Raw genomic sequence first — 4,517 nt, 5'->3', positions numbered from 1 at the left:
GCAAAGCTACAGAATCAACGTTAGCAAAGCATTACTGCAAAGCTACAGAATCAACGTTCGCAAAGCATGACTGCAAAGCTACACAAAGCAACGTTCGCAAAGCATGACTGCAAAGCTACACAAAGCAACGTTCGCAAAGCACGACTGCAAAGCTACAGAATCAATGTCAGCAGAGCATTACTGCAAAGCTACACTAGCAGCGTTCGCAGAAGCACGACTGCAAAGCTACAGAAACATTTGCCGGGAAAATCCTCGGCAAATGTTGTCACTCCGGCTGCGGTAGATTGTTGAAGACCTGCGGTATAATTGCACACGGCATTGAGTTAATGTTTAGGCTGATTTCACGTCTTTTTGAACGAATTAAGCCGGTATGGTAAGCCATATGATTTGGAAAGGATACCAATGAAGACACTGAAAGATTTGGGAGATTTGAGTGGCAAGCGCGTGTTAGTCCGTGCTGATTTTAACGTTCCTCTCAAGGGTACTACTATCACTGATGATGGTCGTATTCGTGCCGCTTTGCCAACCATTAAGGCTTTGCGCGAGCAGGGTGCGAAAGTGATTTTGATGGCTCACCTTGGTCGTCCAAAGGGTCAGGTTGTTCCAGAGCTTTCCTTGGCTCCAGTGGCAGTTCGCTTGGGAGAGCTGCTTGGAGTGAATGTTACTTTGGCTGCAGATACTTACGGCGAGGATGCTCAAGCTAAGGTTGCTGCCATGAACAATGGTGACGTTGTTTTGCTTGAAAACGTGCGTTTCAATGCTGAAGAGACTAGCAAGGATGCTTCCGAGCGCGCAGCTTATGCTAAGAAGATTGCTGCTCTTGGTGAAGTATTCGTTTCCGATGGCTTCGGTGTTGTTCACCGCGCTCAGGGCTCTAACTACGATGTTGCTGCCGATCTTCCAGCTGCTGCCGGCTTGCTTGTTGAAAAGGAAGTTAAGGCACTTTCTCGCGCAACCGAGAATCCAGAGCGTCCTTTGACTGTTGTTCTCGGTGGCTCCAAGGTTTCCGACAAACTCGGCGTTATTGAAAACTTGCTCTCTAAGGCCGACCGTCTTGTTATCGGTGGCGGTATGGTCTTCACCTTCCTCAAGGCTTTGGGTCACGAAGTTGGTACTTCCTTGCTCGAGGAAGATCAGCTCGAAAAAGTCAAGGGGTACATTGAAACCGCTAAGAAGAACGGCGTTGAGCTCGTGCTTCCAACCGATATTGTTGTGAACGCTGGCTTCCCAGCAGGCGATACTCCTGTTGCTCCAGAAGTTGTTCCAGCTGACGCTATTCCAGCAGACAAGATGGGCTTGGATATTGGTCCTGACTCTCAGAAGCTGTTCCACGATAAGATTGTTGATTCCAAGACTGTTGTGTGGAACGGCCCTATGGGTGTGTTTGAGGTTCCAGAGTTTGCAGCAGGCACTCGCGCTGTAGCTCAGGGCTTGGTTGACGCCACTAAGAACGGCACTTTCACCATTGTTGGCGGTGGTGATTCTGCTTCTGCAGTGCGCAACCTTGGCTTCCCAGAAGATGGCTTCTCGCACATCTCTACTGGCGGCGGCGCTTCCCTCGAGTTCTTGGAAGGTAAGACGCTTCCAGGCTTGAGCGTACTTGAGTAATTATTAGTAATTATTAGTAATTATTTAGAGCGATAAAACGTTCGCTTACATTTGACGTTGCGAATATTGTGCCGGCTCAACGGAGAATATCAGAAGTATCGATTCTCTGTTGAACCGGCATAATGCAATAAATTATCTGATTTGCAATATAACTATATGATTCGCAATATAGCTATGTAATTATTTCTAAGAAGGATTTGCATGAGTTCCAGTCGCACCTACTTAGTCGCAGGTAATTGGAAAATGAATTTCAATCACCGCGAAGCAACGCATTTTATACAAAAATTTGCGTGGCTCTTGCGTGATGCGCATTATGACTATCATGATTGCGAAGTGGCTCTTATGCCTTCTTTTACTTCTATACGAAGCGTGCAGGTTCTTGTTGAGTCTGATCGTCTACCGATACTATATGGTGCGCAAGCGGTTTCGGTAACTGCTCAAGGCGCTTTCACTGGCGATGTTTCTGCAGATATGCTTGCAAGCCTAGGTTGCTCAATGGTTATCGTTGGTCATTCTGAGCGTCGCAAGTATCATCCGGAAGACGACGCGAATATTGTAGACCAAGTACGTGCGGTGCTTGCTGCAGGCATGCAACCAATTTTGTGTGTTGGCGAAAGTTTTGAGGAACGCAAGCAGGGTATTGAGCTTGATTTCGCGGTAGGGCAGGTTCACGACGTAACGCGCGATTTGGATGCTAAACAGGCTAAACGCTTGATTATTGCTTATGAACCGGTGTGGGCGATTGGCACAGGCATGGTTGCTACTGCTCAATCTGCGCAGGAAGCAGCATACGCTATTCGCGAAGATTTACGCGCGACTTTTGGCGACGATGTTGCAGATACTGTTCGTATTCTATACGGCGGTTCGGTGACTTCTGCTAATGCATCAAGCCTTATTGCGGAACCGGATGTTGACGGCTTTTTGATTGGCGGCGCTTCTCTTGATGCTGAGGAGCTGTCAAATATTGTGCGACTCACTGCTGCTGCAGCGCGTCTATAGGTCAACGGTTCTTATTAAAATGAGCTGAGTACTGTGAAACAGGAGGTTGTTTGTGTCCGCTGTAAAGATTATTTTGCAGGTATTGCTTGTGCTTACTAGCGTTTTGCTCACACTGTTGATTTTGATGCACAAGGGTAAGGGCGGCGGCCTTTCCGATATGTTCGGCGGCGGTTTAACGAAGAATGCTGGTAGCTCCGGTGTTGCAGAAAAGAATTTGAACCGTTGGACAGTGATTATTGCACTGATTTGGGTTGCAGTAATTGTTATTTTGAACTTAATGACTAAGTTCTCGCTAATTTAAGTATTCTTCTTTGAAAAGCGCATAGTTGGCAGATTGTGCGCTTTTTGTTTATTTAGATTCGTTTATTTAGTCTCGCTTATTTAGTCTCGCTTATTTAGGTTTATTCATTTAGGTTCTTACAATGCTGCGTTTTTCTCCTTCTTTAGTAATTGCTGATCTTGACGGCACTATGCTTCACGATTCCGATACTTTTGAATGCCGCTTTTTAAGCCGCGAAACTATGCAAGCTGCTGAGCGTTTGCATGAATCTGGGATTCCGCTTGCTATTATTACGGCTCGTCCTGTTGGAAGTGCTTTTGATTTTGTTCACGATTTAAAAGCTCAAGTTTGCGCGTATCTCAACGGTGCGCTTATTGATTTTGATTGCGCGCATAGTACCGTTAGTGAACTTACTTCGCAAAAGAGCATCGATACTCTTACGCGTTTTGGGTTTGATTCTAAGCTTGCTAGTGATGTTTGCTTGCGATTGCTGCACTCTATTCCTACGCTTCGGCTTGGTATTGTGATGAACGACGTTCGTTACACTAATTTTGATGTTCGTATGCTTTGGAACGAGCAGGATTTTATTATTACCGATTTTTCTAATGTTCCAAGTGGCATTGCAGACAAGATTATTATTGTTCCTCGAGAGAGTGAGAAGGAAAAACTTCAGAGCATTCTTCCGGACGATTTTTCCTTGCATATTAGCGAAGATGTGTTGTGGATGCTTACGAATCCTCTTGCGAATAAGGGGCATGCGCTGAACGTTATTTGCGATCGCTTGGGCGTGAAGGCGAGCCGCACGGTTGTTTTTGGTGACGATATTATTGATATTGATATGTTCCGTGCCGGCGGTTACGGGGTAGCGGTGGCGAATAGTAACCAGCGTTTGCTTGCGATTGCAGACGAGATTTGCGCTTCCAACAATGACGATGGCGTTGCCAACTGGCTTAATTCAAACCTCTTAATAGATTGCGAATAAAATGAGTAAACAGATAATCGAAACAGAAAGATTAATTTTGCGCACTTGGACTCAAGATGACGCTGAAGATTTATTTAAGTATGCTGCAGATCCAGATGTTGGGCCTATTGCAGGATGGCCTGTTCACAAAAGTATTGAGGATAGCAAATCTACTATTAAGAATGTTTTTCTTAACGCAAAAGAATGTTATGCTGTGTGCTTAAAGTCGAGTAACAAGGCGATTGGATGTATTGAGCTAAAGCTTAACGGTCATACGGATATGACTACTAGAGATGATGAGTGTGAGCTTGGATATTGGGTTGGTAAGCCATTTTGGGGCAACGGTTATATTCCGGAGGCGGCGAAGGCGTTGATTCAGTACGGTTTTGACGAACTTAACATGACGACTATTTGGTGCGGATATTACGATGGCAACAATAAGTCGAAGCGCGTTCAGGAAAAGTGTGGTTTTGAATCATATTGCGTGGATTCTTCAGTTGACGTGCCGCTTATGCACGAAACTCGCGTGCGCCATCGTAACGTTTTAACCAAATCTCGTTGGCAAACTCTTTCTGGCAAGTAATTACCGTTATTTTCTCAGATACTTTACTGAGTTAGTAACGGTGTTGTGCTTATTACTGTTATTTTCTCAGTTGGTTGACTGAGTTA

5 protein-coding genes are annotated in these 4,517 nt (G+C 45.3%); all 5 read left to right on the top strand.

The features are described 5' to 3' along the window. Positions 1–402 precede the first annotated feature (402 nt). Entirely contained in the window at positions 403–1,608 is a 1,206-nt protein-coding gene (locus HMPREF3208_RS03600) for a phosphoglycerate kinase (RefSeq protein ID WP_064347280.1), read from the top strand. Positions 1,609–1,809: 201 nt separating this feature from the next. Further along, positions 1,810–2,607, top strand: coding sequence for a triose-phosphate isomerase (tpiA, locus tag HMPREF3208_RS03595; protein WP_016637649.1), 798 nt, complete (start codon positions 1,810–1,812; stop codon positions 2,605–2,607). A 52-nt stretch (positions 2,608–2,659) separates the two neighbouring features. Next, the gene (gene secG, locus HMPREF3208_RS03590) at positions 2,660–2,908 is read left to right on the top strand and encodes a preprotein translocase subunit SecG (protein ID WP_016637650.1); all 249 of its coding nucleotides are present in this window, start codon (positions 2,660–2,662) and stop codon (positions 2,906–2,908) included. 121 nt (positions 2,909–3,029) lie between these two features. Next, positions 3,030–3,869, top strand: a complete 840-nt coding sequence (locus HMPREF3208_RS03585; protein WP_064347279.1) for an HAD hydrolase family protein — start codon at positions 3,030–3,032, stop codon at positions 3,867–3,869. 1 nt (position 3,870) lies between these two features. Next, the gene (locus tag HMPREF3208_RS03580) at positions 3,871–4,431 is read left to right on the top strand and encodes a GNAT family N-acetyltransferase (protein ID WP_064347277.1); all 561 of its coding nucleotides are present in this window, start codon (positions 3,871–3,873) and stop codon (positions 4,429–4,431) included. Positions 4,432–4,517: the final 86 nt, after the last annotated feature.

The organism is Gardnerella vaginalis, from assembly GCF_001546485.1.
Classification (GTDB): Bacteria; Actinomycetota; Actinomycetes; order Actinomycetales; family Bifidobacteriaceae; genus Bifidobacterium; species Bifidobacterium vaginale_D.
Note: the sequence above shows the minus strand (reverse complement) of the source record. Positions and strands in the feature narration are given on the sequence as shown.

Coding starts and splice junctions, on each gene's coding strand:
- HMPREF3208_RS03600 (WP_064347280.1), top strand. CDS start 403: ATGAAGACACTGAAAGATTTGGGAGATTTGAGTGGCAAGCGCGTGTTA.
- tpiA (WP_016637649.1), top strand. CDS start 1,810: ATGAGTTCCAGTCGCACCTACTTAGTCGCAGGTAATTGGAAAATGAAT.
- HMPREF3208_RS03585 (WP_064347279.1), top strand. CDS start 3,030: ATGCTGCGTTTTTCTCCTTCTTTAGTAATTGCTGATCTTGACGGCACT.
- HMPREF3208_RS03580 (WP_064347277.1), top strand. CDS start 3,871: ATGAGTAAACAGATAATCGAAACAGAAAGATTAATTTTGCGCACTTGG.